Raw genomic sequence first — 17,714 nt, forward strand, 5'->3', positions numbered from 1 at the left:
GGATGCTCGGGCCGTGGAAAATTCTTTTTTTTGGGACATCGATAACATGGTGTTATAGACTTGCTGCATGAAAATCCGCCAGCTCGAGGCCTTCCGGGCCGTTATGCTTTGCCAGACCGTCACGCGCGCCGCGGAGATGCTCCACATCTCGCAGCCGGCAACGACCCGGCTGATCGCCGATCTGGAAGAGGCAGTAGGGTTTTCCCTGTTCGAGCGCATGCGCGGGCGGCTGCACCCCACCGCCGAGGCGCAGGCGCTGTTCGAGGAAGTGCAGCGCTCGCTGGTCGGCATCGACCGCATCGCGCAGACCGCGCTCGATATCCGCGACATGCAGCGCGGCTCGCTGCAGATCGCCGCGGCGCCGGCGCTGGCGCTGTCGTTCCTGCCGCGCGCGATCGCGGCGTTCATGGCGGACCACCCGCAGATCCAGATCACGATGCTGCCGCACTCGTCGCGCACGGTGGTCAACATGGTCTCGGAGCAGCGCTGCGACGTGGGCTTTGCCATCCTGTCGATGAACCACCCCAGCACGCACGGCGAGCGGCTGCTGTCGACCCGGATGGTGTGCGCCATCCCCGCCGGGCACCGGCTTGCCAGCCAGGACGTCATCCGCCCGCCTGACCTGGCAGGGGAGCGCTTCGTTTCGCATCCGCGCGTGCTCGACTCGCGGCTGCAGATCGATGCGCTCTTTGCCTCTTACGGCATCGAATGCAAGGTGCAGGTGGAAACGCAGGTGTCGTGGAGCATCTGCGCGTTCGTGGAGGAGGGACTGGGGGTGGCGCTGATCGACCCGATCACCGCGCTGGAGTACAAGGGCGACGGGGTCTGCTTCCGCATGTTCGACCCCTTGCTGACGACCGACTTCTCGGTGCTGTTCTCGGCGCAGCGCGCGCCGTCGATCCTGCTCAAGGCCTTTGTCGCGCACACCCGCGCGTTTGCGCTGGCGCGGCTGGATCCCAGGTTCGTGGTGGCCTAGACCATCGTCACGGCTGCGCCCACGCCGCCGCCTGGCGCGCGCCGCCCTTGCCGCCGATCGCTTCCGCCAGGTAGTCGACGAACGATGCGATCCGCGCCGAGATCGCGGTATTGCGGTAGTAGACCGCATGGATGGGCTGGCGCACGTCCTGCGTCTGTCGCGCCAGCACCTGCACCAACCGGCCCGCTTCACGGTCGTGCGCGGTCATGAAGTCCGACAGGCAAACGATGCCCGCGCCTTCCAGCGCCAGCTGCCTGAGCGTTTCGCCGCTCGACGACCACACCGCCGGCTCGATCCGGTAGGGCTCTCCGTCGGCACCCAGGATCGGCCATACGTTGAGCGATTCCGGCTGAGTGAAGCCCAGCAGCGCGTGCTTGCCGAGATCCTGCGCCTTGCGCGGGTGGCCGTGCGCGTCGAGGTAGGCCGGACTGGCCAGCATGCGCACCCGGCTGTTGCCGATCAGCCGGCTATGCAGCGTCGAATCCTTCAGGCGGCCAATGCGGATGGCCACGTCGGTGCGCCGCTCGAGCAGGTCGATGATGCCCTCGTTGCTGTTCAGCTCCAGCTCCACCTGCGGAAAGCGCTCGCGGTAGCCGCGCACCAGCGGCACGATCACATGCAGCATGAACGGCGACGCGGCGTCGACGCGCAGGCGCCCGGACGGCTTCTCGCGCCGCGCCAGCATCTGTTCTTCCGCGCTTTCGACCGAGTCGATAATGGCGCGCGCATCGTGCAGGAAGGCCTGGCCTTCCTCGGTCAACTCGAGGCGGCGCGTGGTCCGGCGCAGCAGCGTGGTCCTGAGCTTTTCCTCGAGGCGGGCGAGGGTGCGGCTGGTGGCCGAGACGGTGAGGTCGAGCTGCTGCGCGGCGGCCGTGATCGAGCCGCTGTCGACCACGGTCGCAAAGGCCAGCAGTTCGTCGAGCGTGATTTTCATGGGTGCGCCGGGATCAGGACAGATTGGTTTATAGACGATGCGCCAGCGCGTGGCAATCCTTGATCTCAAATCAAATATTTTTGTCCAGTAAAGGCGTTTATCTCATCAGTTCCGGCGGGCAGAATGGCTGCATCGAAACACTCTTCCGTGTCTTCTCCCCAGGAGCTACAACCATGAACAAGATTCCCGCCTTCGGCCTCGGCACCTTCCGCCTGCAGGGCCAGGTCGTCATCGACTCGGTCCGCAACGGCCTCGAACTGGGCTACCGCGCCATCGACACCGCGCAGATCTACGGCAACGAAGCCGAGATCGGCGAGGCCGTCGCCGCGTCCGGCGTGCGCCGCGACGAGCTGTTCCTGACCACCAAGATCTGGGTCGACAACTACGCCCCGGACAAGCTCGTGCCGAGCCTCGAAGAGAGCCTGCGCAAACTGCGTACAGACTACGTCGACCTGACCCTGATCCACTGGCCGGCGCCGGGCAATGGCGTGCCGCTGGAAAGCTTCATGACCGCGCTTGCGCAGGCCCGGGAAAAAGGCCTGACGCGGCAGATCGGCGTCTCCAACTTCAATATCGCGCTGACCCGCCAGGCCATCGCCGCGGTCGGCAAGGACGCGATCGCGACCAACCAGATCGAGCTGAGCCCCTACCTGCAGAACCGCGATCTGGTGGCGTTCCTGCAGCGCGAAGGCATCCACGTGACGTCGTACATGACGCTCGCCTACGGCAAGGTGCTGGGCGACCCGGTGATCGGCGCGATCGCGCAGCGGCACCAGGCCACGCCGGCGCAGGTGGTGCTGGCGTGGGCGCTGCAGCTGGGCTACTCGGTGATTCCGTCGTCGACCAAGCGCGAGAACCTGGCCAGCAACCTGCTGGCGCAGAGCCTGCGCCTCAGCGAGGACGACATGGCGCAGATCGCCGCGCTGGAGCGCAACGGCCGCGAGGTCAGCCCGGACGGCCTGGCGCCGCAATGGGACTGAGTGACCTGACGCGCCGACCTTCCCGATGACCCGTTCGCGGCCCCCCTGGCCGCGGACCTGACAGGACAAGCACCATGAGCAAGGATCCGCTGTTTCAACCGCTGCAACTGGGTGGCCTGACGCTGCCGAACCGCATCGTCATGCCGCCGATGACGCGCTCGCGCGCCAGCCAGCCCGGCGACGAGGCCAACGACCTGATGGCCGCCTACTACGCGCAGCGCGCCGGCGCCGGCCTGATCGTCAGCGAGGGCACCTATATCGCCCCGCTCGGCAAGGGCTATGCCTGGACGCCGGGCATCCATACGCCGGCGCAGGTGGCCGGATGGCGCAAGGTGACCGGCGCGGTCCACGCCGCCGGCGGCCGCATCTTCGCGCAGCTCTGGCACGTCGGCCGGCTCAGCCACACCAGCCTGCTGGGCGGGCAGCAACCGGTATCGTCGTCGCCGATCCAGGCGCAGGGCGTCAACGTCTTCATCGCGGGGGAGGACGGCAGCACCCCGGGCTTCGTCCCGGCCTCGATGCCGCGCGCGCTGACGGTGGAGGAAATCGGCGAGATCGTCGACCAGTACCGTGCCGCGGCCCGCAACGCGATCGCGGCGGGCTTCGACGGGGTCGAGCTGCACGGCGCGAACGGCTACCTGGTGAACCAGTTCATCGACTCGGGCGCCAACACGCGCAAGGACCAGTACGGCGGCACGCTGCAGAACCGGCTGCGCTTCCTCGGCGAAGTGACGCGGGCCCTGATCGAAGGTGCCGGCGACGCGTCGCGCGTCGGCATCCGGCTGGCGCCGCTGACCACGCTCAACGGCTGCGTCGATGACGATCCCGAAACGACGTACCTTGCCGCCGCGAAGCTGCTGGGCGAGCTGGGGGTCGGCTACCTCCATATCGCGGAAGCGGACTGGGACGACGCGCCGCTGATGCCGGTGGCATTCAAGCAACGGCTGCGCGAGGCCTTCCCGGGGGTGCTGATCTATGCCGGCAAGTACACCGCCGAGCGTGCGCGCGAAGCCGTCGCCGCCGGCTGGGCCGACCTGATCGCGTTCGGCCGTCCGTTCGTGGCCAATCCGGACCTGCCCGAGCGCCTGCGCGTCGGCGCGCCGCTGGCGTTGCACCAGCGCGACACGCTGTTCGGCGGCGGCGCCCAGGGCCTGACCGATTACCCGACCCTGGCGCAAGCCGCGGCCTGAGCCGTCCCGCGGCGTACCTGGCGGCCCGGCGGCCGGATGTCCCGTTGCCGCCGTAGTGCTTTAGAGGGATATGCTGCGACCGACATATCAAGGCAATATCGGCACCGTCCGAATGCGCCATCCGCATCCAGGAAAGTCCGCCCGCCAGGTCCAACCCGCGGGCGCTTTCTTTTTGGGGAGAAGCAAAACGATATGAAGGCGCGAATCATTCGCGTTTGATCGGCTGGTGCCGTCGGCGCGCGATATGGAACTCTCAAAAAAGGAGTGAGACAGTGCCTGCCCACCAGTCGCCAGTTCACCGCCTAGCGCCGGCACACCCCAACGGCCCCCCACTATCGCTCGCCCCGGGCCTGGTCGCGCCGTTTGAAACAGACACCAGCCACGAGCTTACCGGACCGGAAAGGACTGCCCTGGCGCTCTGTGCCCGCTGTTGTCCGCTCGCCGACGTGGGGCCGCCGTTCGGCGCCGAAACGCTGGCGTGGCGGGGCAGCGCCTACGTCTATGTCTTTGGCTGGGACAGCGACCGCCGGCGCCGCCTGTTCGAGGTGTTCCGGAACCAGCAGGGCGCCCTGGAGCCCGTGCTGGCATTCCAGTACCCCATTCCGCTGCGGAAACTGTTCCGGCACGACCTGGATCCGCTGTACAGCGATCGACGCTGAAATCCCGGGCACAGGTTCCGGCATGCGCGGCGGCTCGACCTATATGCCGAGGTGCCGCGCAACCGCCTGCGCCACTTCCGCTGCATCCCGGTAGTTTTGCTCAGGTATGCCCAGCAGGGCGTCCACGATCGCGTCATCCGCGTCGTTGTCGCGCGCGGCGGAAACCAGCGCGCCGCGCGTCGCGGGATAGTCCAGGCCGCGCAATGCCTGCCCAAGGGCGGCCGGATCCCATCGATCCGTGCGCGGCTTTCCTTGCGGATGCTTGTCATTGGCCATGGCTGATCTCCGATAGGTTGCGTCGAACGCGCAATGCTCCCGATGCAGAATCTCCTGCGCATTCCAGACCCCGGCGCCGGGGGCTGCGGTCTGGTTCCCGACGTCGAATCCTGATGGAAACGCAAGGCACATGCCATGGCGGAATCGCGGCGGGCACGGTGCTGCGGCGTCTTCCGCACGGCACTCCATCCGTCCTTGCCGTCCGCACATACCCCTAATTGACGGTAAAGTTTATGTGCGTAAAATTAAATTCATAACTATGAATAATGGCAGGTGCGGTCTGGATACCGCGCTGCTTCCAACCACCGCCATCCAGGAGACACCCCCGATGCAACCGAATCCGCGCCGCCGCCTGATGCTGTGCGCCACCGTGCTGAGCGCGATGCCCGCGCTGGCGTGGGGCGACACCTATCCCAGCAAGCCGATCCGCATGGTGGTGCCGTTTGCCCCCGGCGGCGCCACCGACGTGGTGGCGCGACTGATTTCGCAGAAGCTGGGCGAGGCGCTGAAGCAGTCGGTGGTGGTGGAGAACCGTCCCGGCGCCAACGGCATCATCGGCACCGACGTGGTGGCGCGCGCGGCGCCGGACGGCTATACGCTGCTGCTCAATACCGCCGGCGCGCAGACCCTCAGCCCGGTGTTGTACAAGGCCGGCTATGAGCCGCTGAAAAGCTTCGCGCCGATCTCGCAGATCAGCAATATCGGCTTCGTGATGGTGGTGCACCCCTCGGTGCCGGCCAAGACCGTGCAGGAATTCGTCGCGCTGGCCAAGGCGAAGTCCCGGCCGCTGAGCCTGTCGGCCGGCAGCAGCATGATCGAGCTGATCGGCGCCACCTTCAAGAGCGCGGCGGGCACCCCCGACGTGGTCAGCGTGTCGTACCGCGGCACCGGCCCGCAGATGCAGGCGGTGGTCTCGGGCGAGGTCGACATGACCATCGACCCGTTCAACGGCATGGCAATGATCAAGGCCGGCAAGCTGCGCCCGCTGGCGGTGTTCGCGTCCAAGCGCTCGCCCGCGCTGCCCGATGTCCCGACCATGCAGGAAGCCGGTTTCGACGGCATGGCGTTCAATTCGTGGGCCGGCCTGCTGGCGCCGGCCGGCACGCCCAAGGAGATCGTCACGCGGCTGAACCAGGAGATGAACCGCATCCTGGCGCAGCCCGAGATCCGGCAACGGCTGGCCGCGATCGACTACGAGGTGGTGGGCGGCACTCCCGAACAGTTCGCTGCCACCATCGCCGAGGACGCGGCAAGGTGGGCGAAGATCGTCAAGGATACGAACTACAAGGCCGGGTCCTGAGCCGTCACGACCCGGCCGTCGCCTGCCGCACCAGCCAGTTGCGGAACGCGCGCGCGGCGGCGGGTTCCATGCGGTCGCGTGGCCATACGGCGTAGTAGCCGCCGCCAAGGCTGGCGCTGGCGTCGCAGGCGCGCACCAGCAGGCCGTCGCGCAGGCAGGCGTCGATCATGTGGCGCCAGCCCAGCGCGATGCCCTGGCCCTCCATGGCCAGCTGCAGCAGGATCGGATACTGGTTCGAAGTCAGCACGTTGCGCGGCGTGGCGTCGGGCAGGCCCTGGTGGGCCAGCCAGGTCTGCCACGACATCCACTGGCGCTGGCCGTCGTCGAGCATCAGCAGGGTCTCGCCGGCCAGGTCGGACGGCGCCAGCGTGCGCCCGCCGAGATAGCCGGGCGTGCAGACCGGGAACACTTCCTCGCCGTACAGCCGGCGCGCGGCCAGCCCGGGCGGCGGCCCTTCGCGCAGGTAATACAGCCCGATGTCGAACTCCGCCGGCGACAGCGCCGACAGGCTGTCGTTGACGGTCAGGCGCAGCTGGATCTCGGGGTGGGCGGCGCGGAACGAGGTCAGCCGCGGTGTCAGCCACAGCACCGCGACGCCGCTGGAGCAGGCCACCGTCAGCGCGGTGTGGCTGCGCACCTTCATCACGTCTTCGGTGGCCTCGGCGCAGCCGACCAGCAGGCGCTGCACCACCTCGGCATAGCGTTGCCCGCTGACGGTCAGGCGCAGTGCGCGCGGCTCGCGGATAAACAGCTTGCGCCCCAGGAAGCGTTCCAGCTGCGCCACCTGGCGGCTGATCGCGCTCTGCGTCAGGTGCAGTTCGGCCGCGGCGCGGGTAAAGCTGCCGTGCCGCATCGCGGCTTCGAAGGCGACCAGGTTGGGCAGGGGCGGGAGCGGGGAAATGCGCATGGGGGCGTCCGGGCCGGAGATGCCGCCATGATAGACCGCCGGCACATGCCGGCGGGCGGGGCGGGAGGGGCGGCCACCCGTGGCCTCGGGTGGCGGTAGCCGGCTTAGCCGGCGCGGCGGTGGATGCGGCCGGCCTGCATCACCACGCTCAGGCGCTCGCCCTGGCCGGCGATCAGGCTGATATCGGCGAGCGGGTTGCCGTCGACCAGCAGCAGGTCGGCCAGCGCGCCGGCACGGGTGGTGCCGAGCTCGCCTTCGCGCTGCAGGATGGCCGCGGCGATCGAGGTGGCCGAGCGGATCGCTTCCAGGTTGCCCAGCAGTTCGGCGCGGATGCGGAACTCGTCAGCCTGGTGGTCGTGCATCTCGCCGAGCAGGTCGGAGCCATAGCCCATCGGCACGCCGGCATCGGCGTAGAGCCGCAGCGAGTCGCGGCCGGCCTGGCGCACGGTCTCGATCTTGGCCACCGATTCGGCCGGCAGGCCCAGGCGGGCGCCGTCGCGCGCCAGCGCATCATAGGTGACCAGCGTCGGCACGACAAAGGCGCCGTGCCTGCGCATCTCGTCGGCGGCGGCGCGGTCGACCAGGTTGCCGTGCTCGATGGTACGCACGCCGCAGCGCACCGCGCGCGTAATGGCGCGGCCGGTGTAGGCGTGGGCCATCACGTAGGTCTGCGCGGCCTCGGCCTCGGCCACGATGGCGCGGATCTCGTCCTCGCTGTACTGGGTGTTGCCGATCGGGTCGGTGGGCGATGCAACGCCGCCCGATGCCATGATCTTGATCTGGGTCGCGCCCTTCTGGAGTTCTTCGCGCACCGCCAGCCGCACCGCGTCGACGCCGTCGGCCACGCGCGCGATGGCGCCGGCGCGGAACGCGCACGAGCATGGCTCGAGCACGTCGGAGCGCGGACGGAAATCGCCATGGCCGCCGGTCTGCGACAGCGCCTTGCCCGAGGCGAAGATGCGCGGGCCGGGCACCAGCCCGGTAGCCACCGCTTGCGACAGGCCCCAGTCGGCGCCGCCGGCATCGCGCACGGTGGTAAAGCCGCGCTCCAGCATGCGCTGCATGATCGGCAGCGCGCGGATCGCGACCAGCACATTGGGCTGCACCGCGTTCAGGCCGAGATTGGCCAGCGATGCCAGCACGTGCACGTGGCAGTCGATCAGGCCGGGCATCACGGTCTTGCCGCGCGCGTCGATGCGCTGGGCATGCGGCGCGTCGATGGCCGGGCCGACCGCCGCGATGCGCTCGCCTTCGACCAGCACGTCGTGGCCGCGCAGCAGCTCGCCCGTGCCGGGTTCGAGCACATCGCCGCCGTGAAAGAGGATCTGGGTAGGGTGGGACATGTCAGCGTTGTTGCAGGTAGGAGGGTTCACGCACGAAGCGGGTGCCGACCAGGCTGATGGCGGCGGCGATCATCACGTAGATGGCCGGCGCCATGCTGCTGCCGGTGGTGGCGATCAGCCAGGTGATGATGAACGAGGCAAAGCCGCCGAAGATCGTCACCGCGAAGTTGTAGGCCACCGACAGGCCGGTCGACAGCACGCGCGCCGGGAACAGCTCGGAGAAGGCTGCCAGGATCGGGCCGGTATAGGTGGCGATCAGCACCCCGAACACCAGCTGGAACACCAGCAGCGAGGCCAGGCCGGGCACGTGGTTGATATACGCGAACATCGGCCACGCCAGCACCAGGATCAGCAGCGCCGAGCCGCTCAGCAGCACGCGCCGGCCGATGCGGTCGGCCAGCAGCCCCACCAGCGGCGCGAACACCATGATGGCGCAGCCGCCCGCCATGCCGGCGACGAAGCCGTCGGCCTGCGGCACCTTCAGCACCTTGACCGCGTAGGTCGGCATATAGAACAGCAGCACATAGGTGCACACGGTCCACAGGATCACCATCGAGAAGCTGGCAGTGGTCTCGCGCGGATAGGCCTGGAAGATTTCCTTCAGCGGCGAATCGGCGCGCTCGGCGGTATCGCGGAAGGCCGGGGTCTCGTCCAGGTGGTGACGGATGTAGTAGCCCACCGGGCCGATCACGATGCCCAGCAGGAACGGCAGGCGCCAGCCCCAGCTGTTCAGTGCCTCGGGGCTCAGCGAGCTGGTGACGAAGGTGCCCACCGCGGCGCCCAGCAGCACCGCCACGCCGATGCTGGCCTGGATCCAGCTGGAGTAGTAGGCGCGCTGGCGCGCCGGCGCATATTCGGTCAGGAAGGCGGTGGCGCCGCCCATCTCGCCGCCGGCGGAGAAGCCTTGCATCAGCCGCGCCACCACGATCAGCAGCGGGGCCAGTATGCCGATCTGGTCATAGGTGGGGGCAATCCCGATCAGCGTGGTGCCCAGCGCCATCAGCAGGATGGTCAGCGACAGCGCTGCCTTGCGCCCGACGCGGTCGGCGTAGACGCCCAGCACGATGCCGCCCACCGGGCGCATGAAAAAGCCGACGCCGAACGTCGCCACGGCCAACAGCAGCGAGCTGAGGTCATTGCCGGTGGGGAAAAACAGCCTGGCGATGATGACCGCGAAGAAGCTGTAGACGGTGAAATCGAACCACTCCAGGCCGTTGCCGATCACCGTGGCGATGATGGCGCGGCGGCGCTGGCTGGGCTGGATGGCGGGCGCCGCCTGGGTCGGCGGCGTGTACGGTGCGCTCGTTGGCGCAGCACTGTTTGGCATTGGGTTTCCTCCTCTGTGGCACCTGCCGGGGGCATGGGCCGGTCGCTGCTTCACGCCCGGCCGGGCAGATGGTGCCGACGATGTTAGGAGAGGGCGGCCGGCGGGCGGTAGCGATATCTCCGCATGCCGCCATGCGCGTGGCGCATGGGTCCCGGTTGACCGCACCACAGGCCGGCATTACACTGCGCCCCGTTCCAACCAACGGAGCTATCCGTGGACAGTTGTCCCAGTCCTTCTCACGCAACGGGAGTTTCCCCGGCTGCGCCGGCGCGCTGAGACACTGCGGTCTTTCGCTGCAGTGCCGCCGCCCGGCGCTGCCATGCCCCCATGCGGCCAGGCCCATGCCTGTGCCCGCCGGTGCCAGACCTCCCTTGCTGCCTTTCGATGTCTTGTCATGGCCCGCGTGTATCGTCGCCGGCCAGATGGCTGTATTTGCTCAGGAGGTTGCCATGGTGTGGCACCAGTTCTTCGTACGCGTGGCCGCGCTGGCCATCGTGGCCGCGGCCTGCCGGCCGGCGCTGGCGGCGCGGCCGCTGATCACCGACGATGCCCGCATCGTCGATCCCAAGGCCTGCCAGCTGGAATCGTGGATGCAGTTCCAGTCCGGCGGCAATGAGCTGTGGGCGCTGCCCGGCTGCAATCCCACCGGCAACCTGGAGCTGACGCTGGGCGGTTCGCTGCAGCGCGTCGATGGTGGCTGGGACGGCACCAACGTGCAGTTCCAGGCCAAGACCCTGCTCAAGCCGCTGGAAACCAACGGCTACGGCATCGCGCTGTCGGGCGGGGTGATCCACCATCCCGATGCCGAGCCCGGCAAGGTGCTGGGCAATCTCTATGTCAACGTGCCGGTGTCGTTCTCGTTCGCCGACGACCGCTTCGTCGTGCACCTGAACCTGGGCGCCAAGCGCGACACCGGCAATCGCCAGACCCGCATGACCTGGGGCGTAGGCACCGAGACCCAGCTGCACCCGCGCGTGTTCCTGATCGCCGAGACCTTCGGCGAGAACCGCGGCAGGCCGTCATTCCAGGGCGGCTTTCGCTTCTGGGTGGTGCAGGACCGGGTGCAGGTCGACACCACCTACGGCAACGTGTTCGGCGGCGGTAGCGGGGCGCGCTTCTTTACGGTGGGCCTGCGCCTGCTGTCCCCGGCGTTCCTGCCGTAGGCGAGCGCTACGGGCTTTTGCGGCATCGATGCGGGCGGCGCATGCCGCGCCCCCCGCGGCGTGCCGCTTACTGCGGTTGCTTCGACATCTGCGTGGCCAAGAACCCTCCCGTGCCGGTGCTGGCGACCATGGCAAGCGTGCGCACATAGCGCGTGTTGCTGTTCACGATGACTTCACCGTTGGCCGGCATCAGCCGGATCGCGGCAAGGCCGTTGTGCGGGATGCCGGTCGACAGCGCGCACCCGGTGGTGCCCGGCTGCGTCGACGCCTGGGCGAAGATCCTGACCGCGTACAGGTTCTTCGCCGAGCCGGGAGTGGCCAGCGTGGCGGTACCCTGCAGGTCGCACACGCGTGTACCGATGGTGTAGGTACCCGTGACATGCCCCTCGGTATCGATCTGCATGGCAAAGCCGCTCTGCTTCCAGCTGCCGGCGATCGCGGCCTGGTCCACGGCCAGTGCATTGGACGGATCGTAGATGCCCGCCAGTTCGTTGGTATCGGTATTCGGCGGAATCACGAAGTTGCCGTTAAAGCGCTGGCCGGCGGTTATGGTGCCGCTGCCCGTGACTGGCCTGGGTAGTCCGGTTTCATAAAGGGTGTCGGGGCCCAGCGTCCAGGTAGATCCTGAGAACTGGAACGTGCCTCCAAGCACGGCCATCAATCTCGGCTGGATGAACCTGCCGCTGGAATCGATCAGCGTGGTCGTCGTGAAGCTGACCCAGATTCCCTCGCTGCCGTTGCCCACCGCGGCGGTCGAGCCTGCTTGTGGGGCGCTGAGGCTGGGCAGAAGTTCGCCCTTGGGTTCTGGCGTCGGTGCCGGTTCGGGCGCCGGTTCGGGCGCTGGTTTGGGCGCTGGTTCCGGAGCGGGCTGGTTGTCGGATGGCGGGGATTGTGGCGCCGTGGTGCTCGTGCCATCGTCGCCGCCGCCGCAGGCTGTCAGCAAAGCGATGGCCGACAGCAGGGCTGCCGGCATGAACAGTTGTCTCATTGGATTTCACCTCTGAATGGGGACGGTCCTGGCCGTCCCGTTGCTCGGACGCCGGCAGGCTCCCGCGTAACGCAGGTTGGAACACGCGGGAAAAGCCGGCCGAGTCAAGCTAGAGATCCAATGCACACCGGTAAATCAGCGCAATCCTAAAATTGCATTAATAGTTCCGCCGCTACAGGGTGAGCCCGGCCTCAGTCCGGCAGCACCCCCGCCTGCCGCAACGCCGCCCGCGCAATCTCCATCCGCGCCTTGGCATGCTCCGGTCGCAGCAGGTCGAGATTCAGCGCGAACAGGTAGTCGTCATTGCCGCGCTCGACCCAGCCCACCAGCCAGCCCACCGCCGGACTGGCCGAGCTGGCCCAGCCGGTCTTGCCGTGCAGGGTGTAAGTGGCGGTGCGCTCCAGCACGGTGATGTCGTCGACGGCGTTGAAGGTGGCGGGCGAGAACGGCAGCGTGCGCTGCACCAGGCCCTTCAGGAAATCGATCTGCTGGTAGGCGGTGATCTGCAGCTTGCCGTTCAGCCAGAAGAGGTCGACCGGACCGGAGCTGTCGGCGTTGCCATAGTGCGACGCGGTCAGGTAGCGCTGGTAGGCCGCGCTGCCGACCCGGCGCGCCAGCGCCCGGTAGGCCGGCACGCACGAATTGGGCAGGGCCACGCGCAACGGCACGTCGGCGTTGCAGGTCTCGGGCAGCACGGCCTTGCCGCCGACCAGCCAGACCTTGCCGTCCCAGGGCAGCTTGTCGTGGTCGACGTCGGTCACCGCGCCGGTCTCGAGTCCGATCAGGGAGTTCATGATCTTGAAGGTCGATGCCGGCGAATATGGCGTGGCGGCGCGCGACGGGTTGTAGGTCAGCATGCGGTCGCGCCGCAGGTCGTAGATCACCATGGTGCCGGTGGTATCGGCCTGGCGGAACAGGGCCGCGGCGTCGAGCGGCGCTTCCTTGGGCGCGGCCAGCGCGGGCAGGTGGGCGGCAAGCAGGCCGAGGCCGAAGGCCAGCGGCGTCAGCAGACGGGCAAGACGATTGTTCATGGTTGTGCGTGGGAAGTTGAGGGAATGACAATCCGGGCCCGGACCGTGATGCGCAGCATAGGAGAGCGCCTGCGCAGCGCCAACCGCGTGCCCTGTAACTTGCGTAACATGACGGACGTCGCCACTGATGCTGCCTTCCAGATCGATGCCCGCTTCACCTGCCCCAATCCATATCGATGTGTCGAGTCCCTACCGCGTAGATGGCCAGCCCGCGCGCTACCAGTCGGTCTGGCTGCTGGCGCGCGCCTGGCATGCGCATCGCAGCGGCGAGGGCGTGGTCACCGCCGCCGCGGTACGCAGCGCGTTCCCCGCGGCGGCCAACCTGCGCATGCTGGTGTCGCGCGCGTTTGCAGACTTCGCGCGCTGGGGCATCGTGGTGGGGTGGGGCGCGGATCGCGCGCGCGATCCGGCCGCGGCCAACCCGGCGCAGCGCAGCCGCGGGCCGTTCTGGCTGGCTGCCCCCAGCGCGCGCCGGCTGCGCTTCGTCGCCAATGGCCGCACGCTGGGCCCGGTTGCACTGGCGCGGCATTTCGGCTTTCCTCCCGGGGCGCATCCTGTGCCGCCGGCGCAGCGCGATGGCACGGGCTACGTGATGCGCGACATGGCCTTCTGGAGCGAGCTGACGCAGGCCATGCGCAGCGCGCAGGACGGGCATGCCGGCGCCCACGGCTTTGCCGTGGCGGAGTCCTTCGGCGCGGCGCGCCGGCTGGCCGGCGATGGTTTCCAGCAGGCCTTGTCGTTGCTGAAGGAAAGCCAGGCGTGGCGCCGCTGCGGGCGTCTCGACCAGAGCCGCGCGGCGCTGCGGCGCTTTGACCGCCTGGCGCAGGCGGCCGACGCGGGCGCGGCCACGCCGGCGTTCCAGGCCATGGCGCAGGTGGTGCGCGCCTGGGAGCGCTATACGCGCGGCGACGGCGAGGGCGCGCGTGCCGGGCTGGAGCACTTGCACGCCGATGCCGAGCTGCGCCTGGTGGTGCGCTACAACCCGCGCGTGCGCTTCGAGGTGCTGAACCTCGAAGCGCTGTTGCACAAGGCCGATGCCATGCGCCCCGCGCATGCGGCCGCGGCGACGGCGGCGCAGTGCGCGCTGGACGCGTTCTCGGGCGCGCTGCAGGCCGCTTACGAGGCCGATTCGGTCGATGCGGTGCAGCATGCCGCGGCCAATATCGGGCTGAGCCTGTGGCTGTTCTGGCGCCATGGGCTGATCGATGGCGGGCGCAGCCTGTCCGCCAGCGCCGTGCAGCGGCAGGCGATGCGCTGGCTGGGGCTGTCGGAATGGATCTGCGACCGCTTCGGCGTCGGCGGCGGCACGGCGTGGAATGCGATCTTCCTGCTGCGCATCGCGCGCGGCAGCTGCGGGCCCGATGCACCGCCGCTGGACCGCCCGGCCAGCGCCAGCGACAGCATGGCCATGTTCCGCCGCCAGCGCCCGCTTTCCGTAGCCGACGCGGTCGAGGCGCTGCGGCCGTTCCATGCGCCGTTTGCGCCGGCGCGGGGCTTCGTGCGCTGGTCGGCCGTGGCCGCCTTTGCGCTGGAAGACCATGACGCCGGCCACGTCAGGCTGGCGCCGCTGCAACTGGCCAACCTGCTGCTGGAATCGGCCTGGTACCTGACCCATGAACAGGGCGCCACCGCCGCCGCCTGCGCCGCGGTGGAGCGGCTGGCCGGGCAACTGCCCGGGTTGCGTCCGGCGGAACGGGCCTTCTTTACGGCCGAGCTGCGCGCGCTGCCGCCGGCGTTGCGCGACGCCGCGGCGGAAGCGGCGCGGCGCCGCCGCCAGCGTGCCTGACGGCGTTCGCTAACTGGCCGCGGGAACGACGCGGTTGGCGCGCGACAACTCGCCCGGCGTCATGTTGTAGAGCCGCCGGAACGCCGCGATAAACGCCGACAGCGACTCATAGCCGCAATCCAGCGCCACCTCGGTCACGGCTTCGCCGCGCTCCAGCCGGGGCACGGCGTCGAGCAGCCGCAGCCGCTGGCGCCAGGCGCGGAAGGTCAGCCCGGTTTCGCGCTGGAACAGCCGCGTCAGGGTCTTGCCCGAGACCGCCAGCCGCGCGCTCCACGCCGCCAGGCTGGTGTCGCGGTCGGCCTGGCGCTGCAGGCCATTGCAGACCAGGCGCACGCGCGGGTCGGCCGGCAGCGGCAGCATGAATTCGACTTCGGGCGCGGCGCCAAGCTGGTCGATCAGCACGCGCGCCAGGCGCCCGTCGGCGCCGTGTTCGTCGTATTCGGCCGGCAGGTGGCTGAAGGTGCGAATCAGCTCGCGCAGTAGCGGGCTGACGGTCAGCACGCGGCACCGGGCCCGCGTCGCCGCGCACACGCTGTTGTCCAGGTAGAGGCTGCGGATGCGCGTGCCCGTCGCGCAGCGCACGCGGTGCGCCACGCCGGCCGGAATCCACACTGCCCATTGCGGTGGCGCGACAAAGCGCCCGCGGTCGGTCCATACCTCCAGCACGCCTTGCAGGGCATAGGCGAACTGGCACCACGGATGCCGGTGGCGGTAGCCCAGCACGCGGTTGGGTAAGGCTTCGATATGGCCGTACAGCGGGCGCGGCAGCCGCGCGAGCGCGCGCAGGGCGGGATCATGGGCAGGCATGCGTGGTCCGGTGGTTGTGGTGGAGGTAGTGGTGGACGAGGGCTGGCGGCACGGGCAGCGCCGCGGCCGATATCCGCTCATGTCCGATTGCCGACACCGGCTGCGACTTTGCCGTTAGCCAGATTGTCTGGCGCAGGCTAACTTGCGCTCGCCCCACAAGACAATCCGGGCAATCCGCTCTACCGCTCGTGCCGGTCGCGTCCGCGCCGGCATGCAACTTCGCTGTGTTACCCAGGGAGCCTGCGATGCACCGCACCAGATTCTTCACCGCTCTGCGCCTGGCCGGCATGTGTTCGGCACTGATGCTGGCCGCCCCGCCGGCATGGGCCGTCGACGAGGCCGGCAAGTACTGCGACACGCCTTCGACCTGTATCAACCCGATGGCCACCGGCGGCATGGTGACCTCTTCCAACCGCCTGGCGACGCAGGCCGGGCTGCGCGTGCTGGAGCGCGGCGGCAATGCGGTCGATGCCGCCATTGCGGTGGCGTCGACCATCGCGGTGGTGTACCCGCACATGAACTCCATCGGCGGCGACGCCTTCTGGCTGATCTACAACGCCCGCACGCGCGAGGTGCGCGCGCTCAATGCCAGTGGCCGCGCCGGCGAACGCGCCACCATCGCGCTTTACCGGGACAAGGGACTCGACCGGGTTCCCGCGCGCGGCTACCTGTCGGCGATCACGGTGCCCGGCACTGTCGCCGGCTGGGAAGCGGCGTACCAGTACGCGCGCCAGGGCATGGGCCGCAGCCTGCCATGGCCGGAGCTGATGGCCGACGCCATCCGCCATGCCGAAGGTGGGTTCCCGGTGTCGGCGTCGCTGGCGTCGTGGAGCCGCGTCAATCTCGACCCGGCCGACACCGAATTCCGCGCCTTGCAGCGCTTCGACGGCTTTCGCCAGACCTTCCTGAAGCCGGACGGATCGGCCTACCGGATGGGCGAAACGCTGCGCCAGCCCGACCTGGCGGGCACGCTGCGGCAGATTGCGTCAGGAGGCGCCGCGGCGTTCTACCAGGGCGAGATCGCGCGCAAGATCGTGGCCGACCTGCAGGCGCACGGCGGCGTGCTGACCCAGGCCGACTTTGCCCGCCACCGCGCCGACTGGGTCCAGCCGATCACGGTCAACTACCGCGGCTACCAGGCCGTCAACGTTCCGCCCAACACACAGGGCTTTGCCTCGCTGGAGATCCTGAACATCCTGGACAAGCGCGACGTGCGCGCGCTGGGCGAAGGCACGGCCGACTACTACCACGTGCTGGTGGAGGCGACCAAGCAGGCGTTTGCCGATCGCGACCGTTACCTCGCCGATCCGGACTTCGTGCAGATCCCGCTGGAACGGCTGTTGTCGACGCGGCACGGGCAGGCCCAGTCGGGGCGCATCAGCATGCTGCGCGCCGGCGCGGATGTGAAGCCGATGGATCCGCACGGCGATACGGTTTGGTTCGGCACCGCCGACAAGGACGGCAACGTGGTGTCGATGATCCAGAGCGTCTATCACGACTTCGGCTCGGGCATCGTGCCCAGGGGCACCGGCGTGCTGCTGCAGAACCGCGGTGCGTTCTTCTCGCTCGATCCCGCGCATGTGAACCACCTCGCGCCCGGCAAGCGCACCTTCCATACGCTGAACCCGGCGCTGCTGCTGAAGGACGGCAAGCCGTTCCTGGTCTACGGCACCATGGGCGGCGAAGGGCAGCCCCAAACGCAGGCGGCGCTGGTGACGCGCATTGTCGATTTTGGCATGTCGCCGCAGGACGCGGTCAATGCGCCGCGCCTGCTCTATGGGCGCAACTGGGGCGTGTCGTCGAACGATCTGAAGATCGAGGGCCGCGTGCCGGAGGCGGTGACCACCGAACTGGCGCGGCGCGGGCATCCGGTCAAGCGGGTGCAGGCCTTCACCGACACCATGGGCCATGCCGGCGCCATCCTGATCGACCCGGTCACCGGCGTGATGTATGGCGCGGCCGATCCGCGCGGCGACGGCCTCGCGGCCGGCCTGTAGCGGGACGTAAACGAGGAAAGGGCGACCGTGGTCGCCCTTTCTTTCCATCT

16 protein-coding genes are annotated in these 17,714 nt (G+C 68.8%); 8 read left to right on the forward strand and 8 right to left on the reverse strand.

Features of this window, described 5'->3' with window-relative positions; genetic code table 11:
- Positions 1 to 67 precede the first annotated feature (67 nt).
- Positions 68 to 976, forward strand: a complete 909-nt coding sequence (locus C7416_RS04940) for a LysR substrate-binding domain-containing protein (RefSeq protein ID WP_111517373.1) — start codon at positions 68 to 70, stop codon at positions 974 to 976.
- Between the two features lie 7 nt (positions 977 to 983).
- Here C7416_RS04940 and C7416_RS04945 read toward each other — a convergent pair whose 3' ends face one another.
- Positions 984 to 1,910, reverse strand: coding sequence for a LysR family transcriptional regulator (locus C7416_RS04945; protein ID WP_111517374.1), 927 nt, complete (start codon positions 1,908 to 1,910; stop codon positions 984 to 986).
- A 173-nt stretch (positions 1,911 to 2,083) separates the two neighbouring features.
- On the opposite strand from C7416_RS04945, the gene dkgB reads away from it, so the two are divergent.
- The 3 genes from dkgB (at position 2,084) to C7416_RS04960 (ending at position 4,739) form a co-directional block, all read left to right on the forward strand.
- Entirely contained in the window at positions 2,084 to 2,890 is an 807-nt protein-coding gene (gene dkgB, locus C7416_RS04950; RefSeq protein ID WP_111517375.1) for a 2,5-didehydrogluconate reductase DkgB, read from the forward strand.
- A 74-nt stretch (positions 2,891 to 2,964) separates the two neighbouring features.
- A complete protein-coding gene (locus C7416_RS04955; protein WP_111517376.1) occupies positions 2,965 to 4,080 on the forward strand; it encodes an alkene reductase in 1,116 nt (371 codons plus the stop codon).
- Positions 4,081 to 4,526: 446 nt separating this feature from the next.
- Positions 4,527 to 4,739 carry a hypothetical protein gene (locus tag C7416_RS04960; protein WP_111517377.1) on the forward strand — a complete coding sequence of 71 codons (213 nt, stop codon included), beginning with the start codon at positions 4,527 to 4,529 and terminating at the stop codon, positions 4,737 to 4,739.
- 39 nt (positions 4,740 to 4,778) lie between these two features.
- Here the strand turns inward: C7416_RS04960 and C7416_RS04965 are convergent, their stop codons facing one another.
- The gene (locus C7416_RS04965) at positions 4,779 to 5,015 is read right to left on the reverse strand and encodes a DUF2795 domain-containing protein (protein ID WP_111517378.1); all 237 of its coding nucleotides are present in this window, start codon (positions 5,013 to 5,015) and stop codon (positions 4,779 to 4,781) included.
- A gap of 328 nt (positions 5,016 to 5,343) precedes the next feature.
- Between C7416_RS04965 and C7416_RS04970 the strand changes: the two genes are divergently transcribed.
- A complete protein-coding gene (locus C7416_RS04970; protein WP_111517379.1) occupies positions 5,344 to 6,315 on the forward strand; it encodes a Bug family tripartite tricarboxylate transporter substrate binding protein in 972 nt (323 codons plus the stop codon).
- Positions 6,316 to 6,319: 4 nt separating this feature from the next.
- On the opposite strand, the gene C7416_RS04975 is transcribed toward C7416_RS04970, so the two are convergent.
- The 3 genes from C7416_RS04975 to C7416_RS04985 form a co-directional block, all read right to left on the reverse strand.
- On the reverse strand, positions 6,320 to 7,222 hold the full coding sequence (locus C7416_RS04975) for a LysR substrate-binding domain-containing protein (RefSeq protein WP_111517380.1): 903 nt from the start codon (positions 7,220 to 7,222) through the stop codon (positions 6,320 to 6,322).
- Between the two features lie 104 nt (positions 7,223 to 7,326).
- Positions 7,327 to 8,565 carry a metal-dependent hydrolase family protein gene (locus tag C7416_RS04980; protein WP_111517381.1) on the reverse strand — a complete coding sequence of 413 codons (1,239 nt, stop codon included), beginning with the start codon at positions 8,563 to 8,565 and terminating at the stop codon, positions 7,327 to 7,329.
- Position 8,566: 1 nt separating this feature from the next.
- Positions 8,567 to 9,892, reverse strand: a complete 1,326-nt coding sequence (locus C7416_RS04985) for an MFS transporter (protein ID WP_111517382.1) — start codon at positions 9,890 to 9,892, stop codon at positions 8,567 to 8,569.
- A 449-nt stretch (positions 9,893 to 10,341) separates the two neighbouring features.
- Here C7416_RS04985 and C7416_RS04990 point away from each other — a divergent pair, with 449 nt between their 5' ends.
- Positions 10,342 to 11,055 carry a hypothetical protein gene (locus tag C7416_RS04990; RefSeq protein ID WP_111517383.1) on the forward strand — a complete coding sequence of 238 codons (714 nt, stop codon included), beginning with the start codon at positions 10,342 to 10,344 and terminating at the stop codon, positions 11,053 to 11,055.
- Positions 11,056 to 11,122: 67 nt separating this feature from the next.
- On the opposite strand, the gene C7416_RS04995 is transcribed toward C7416_RS04990, so the two are convergent.
- Positions 11,123 to 12,028: a hypothetical protein gene (locus tag C7416_RS04995; RefSeq protein ID WP_181461142.1), complete on the reverse strand. Its 906-nt coding sequence runs from the start codon at positions 12,026 to 12,028 to the stop codon at positions 11,123 to 11,125.
- Between the two features lie 206 nt (positions 12,029 to 12,234).
- Positions 12,235 to 13,074 carry an OXA-1206 family carbapenem-hydrolyzing class D beta-lactamase gene (gene blaOXA, locus C7416_RS05005; RefSeq protein ID WP_111517386.1) on the reverse strand — a complete coding sequence of 280 codons (840 nt, stop codon included), beginning with the start codon at positions 13,072 to 13,074 and terminating at the stop codon, positions 12,235 to 12,237.
- Between the two features lie 145 nt (positions 13,075 to 13,219).
- On the opposite strand from blaOXA, the gene C7416_RS05010 reads away from it, so the two are divergent.
- The gene (locus tag C7416_RS05010; protein ID WP_111517387.1) at positions 13,220 to 14,860 is read left to right on the forward strand and encodes a hypothetical protein; all 1,641 of its coding nucleotides are present in this window, start codon (positions 13,220 to 13,222) and stop codon (positions 14,858 to 14,860) included.
- A 9-nt stretch (positions 14,861 to 14,869) separates the two neighbouring features.
- On the opposite strand, the gene C7416_RS05015 is transcribed toward C7416_RS05010, so the two are convergent.
- Positions 14,870 to 15,667 carry an AraC family transcriptional regulator gene (locus C7416_RS05015; protein WP_111517388.1) on the reverse strand — a complete coding sequence of 266 codons (798 nt, stop codon included), beginning with the start codon at positions 15,665 to 15,667 and terminating at the stop codon, positions 14,870 to 14,872.
- 380 nt (positions 15,668 to 16,047) lie between these two features.
- Between C7416_RS05015 and ggt the strand changes: the two genes are divergently transcribed.
- On the forward strand, positions 16,048 to 17,664 hold the full coding sequence (gene ggt / locus C7416_RS05020) for a gamma-glutamyltransferase (protein WP_111517508.1): 1,617 nt from the start codon (positions 16,048 to 16,050) through the stop codon (positions 17,662 to 17,664).
- Positions 17,665 to 17,714: the final 50 nt, after the last annotated feature.

The sequence above is a fragment of the Cupriavidus phytorum genome (assembly GCF_003254285.1).
GTDB classification, from domain to species: Bacteria; Pseudomonadota; Gammaproteobacteria; order Burkholderiales; family Burkholderiaceae; genus Cupriavidus; species Cupriavidus phytorum.

Excerpts from the sequence above, each read along its gene's own strand:
- C7416_RS04940 (WP_111517373.1), top strand. The coding sequence starts at position 68 with ATGAAAATCCGCCAGCTCGAGGCCTTCCGGGCCGTTATGCTTTGCCAG.
- C7416_RS04945 (WP_111517374.1), bottom strand. The coding sequence starts at position 1,910 with ATGAAAATCACGCTCGACGAACTGCTGGCCTTTGCGACCGTGGTCGAC.
- dkgB (WP_111517375.1), top strand. The coding sequence starts at position 2,084 with ATGAACAAGATTCCCGCCTTCGGCCTCGGCACCTTCCGCCTGCAGGGC.
- C7416_RS04955 (WP_111517376.1), top strand. The coding sequence starts at position 2,965 with ATGAGCAAGGATCCGCTGTTTCAACCGCTGCAACTGGGTGGCCTGACG.
- C7416_RS04965 (WP_111517378.1), bottom strand. The coding sequence starts at position 5,015 with ATGGCCAATGACAAGCATCCGCAAGGAAAGCCGCGCACGGATCGATGG.
- C7416_RS04970 (WP_111517379.1), top strand. The coding sequence starts at position 5,344 with ATGCAACCGAATCCGCGCCGCCGCCTGATGCTGTGCGCCACCGTGCTG.
- C7416_RS04975 (WP_111517380.1), bottom strand. The coding sequence starts at position 7,222 with ATGCGCATTTCCCCGCTCCCGCCCCTGCCCAACCTGGTCGCCTTCGAA.
- C7416_RS04980 (WP_111517381.1), bottom strand. The coding sequence starts at position 8,565 with ATGTCCCACCCTACCCAGATCCTCTTTCACGGCGGCGATGTGCTCGAA.
- C7416_RS04985 (WP_111517382.1), bottom strand. The coding sequence starts at position 9,892 with ATGCCAAACAGTGCTGCGCCAACGAGCGCACCGTACACGCCGCCGACC.
- C7416_RS04990 (WP_111517383.1), top strand. The coding sequence starts at position 10,342 with ATGGTGTGGCACCAGTTCTTCGTACGCGTGGCCGCGCTGGCCATCGTG.
- C7416_RS04995 (WP_181461142.1), bottom strand. The coding sequence starts at position 12,028 with ATGCCGGCAGCCCTGCTGTCGGCCATCGCTTTGCTGACAGCCTGCGGC.
- blaOXA (WP_111517386.1), bottom strand. The coding sequence starts at position 13,074 with ATGAACAATCGTCTTGCCCGTCTGCTGACGCCGCTGGCCTTCGGCCTC.
- C7416_RS05010 (WP_111517387.1), top strand. The coding sequence starts at position 13,220 with ATGCCCGCTTCACCTGCCCCAATCCATATCGATGTGTCGAGTCCCTAC.
- C7416_RS05015 (WP_111517388.1), bottom strand. The coding sequence starts at position 15,667 with ATGCCTGCCCATGATCCCGCCCTGCGCGCGCTCGCGCGGCTGCCGCGC.
- ggt (WP_111517508.1), top strand. The coding sequence starts at position 16,048 with ATGGCCACCGGCGGCATGGTGACCTCTTCCAACCGCCTGGCGACGCAG.